The following is a 1,141-nucleotide window of genomic DNA, read 5'->3' on the forward strand; positions in this document are numbered from 1 at the left end:
GAGCTGCTGCGGTTCGCCGGCGCCCTGGAGAACGCGTCCGAGCACCCGATCGCACAAGCCATCGCCAAGGGCGCGTCCGCTCAGGTCGGTGACCTCCCGGCGGTCGAAGACTTCGCCAACATCGAAGGCCTGGGGGTGCAGGGGATCATCGTCGACGGGGAGGTCTCGCACGCCGTCCTGGTCGGACGGCCGCGGCTGCTCGCTGAGTGGTCCCAGCACTTGACGCCGCCGCTGGAGGCGGCGATGACCGACGCTGCTGAGAAGGGCCAGACCGCGGTGGCTGTCGGTTGGGACGGGCGAGCCCGCGGGGTCCTGGTCGTGGCCGATGCGATCAAGCCGACCTCTGCCGAGGCGATCAGTCAGCTGCGCAGCCTGGGGCTGACCCCGGTGCTGCTCACCGGAGACAACGCCACCGTCGCCACGGCGGTCGCGACCGCCGTCGGCATCGAGGCCGGGCCCGACACCGTCATCGCTGAGGTGATGCCGTCGGAGAAGGTCGATGTCATCAAACGACTCCAGCAAGAGGGCAAGACCGTCGCCATGGTCGGGGACGGTGTCAACGACGCCGCGGCACTGGCTCAGGCCGACCTCGGCCTGGCCATGGGCACCGGCACCGACGTCGCCATCGAAGCATCCGACCTCACCCTGGTCCGCGGAGACCTCCGCGCCGCCGCTGACGCCATCCGACTCGCCCGGCGCACCCTGGGCAACATCAAGGGCAACCTGTTCTGGGCCTTCGCCTACAACGTCGCCGCCCTCCCGCTGGCGGCCGCCGGACTCCTCAACCCGATGCTCGCCGGAGCCGCCATGGCGTTCTCCTCGGTGTTCGTGGTGTCCAACAGCCTGCGGCTGCGCGGCTTCCGAGCGACCAACAGCGACCCACGAACCGAAACCGACGTCACCGAAGCGTCCCGGCCCGAGCCGGTCAACGCCTGACCCCACACTTCTGGATTCTCGAGACGAATCGGGATCCCAGAGGACCTGCCTCGCCGGCAGGACCGAACAACCGGCCCAACCCGGGCGCGGAACCCACGAGAAAGGTTCACCCCATGGCAACCAACGCCACCTACACCGTCTCCGGCATGACCTGCGGCGGCTGCGCCGGCAAGGTCACCGACCAGGTCGAGCAGATCCCCGGCGT

General features: G+C 69.6%; 2 protein-coding genes. Both read left to right on the forward strand.

Annotation, left to right across the window (positions count from 1 at the left end; genetic code table 11):
• Positions 1 to 936 (forward strand): heavy metal translocating P-type ATPase (locus tag ACFVJS_RS28030; protein ID WP_378886812.1); only part of this gene is annotated, 936 nt, incomplete at its 5' end.
• A gap of 113 nt (positions 937 to 1,049) precedes the next feature.
• The coding region (locus ACFVJS_RS28035) for a heavy-metal-associated domain-containing protein (RefSeq protein WP_378886813.1) at positions 1,050 to 1,141 on the forward strand (92 nt) is incomplete at its 3' end.

Origin of the sequence: Nocardioides sp. NPDC057772, from assembly GCF_042798075.1 — a bacterium.
GTDB lineage: Bacteria > Actinomycetota > Actinomycetes > Propionibacteriales > Nocardioidaceae > Nocardioides.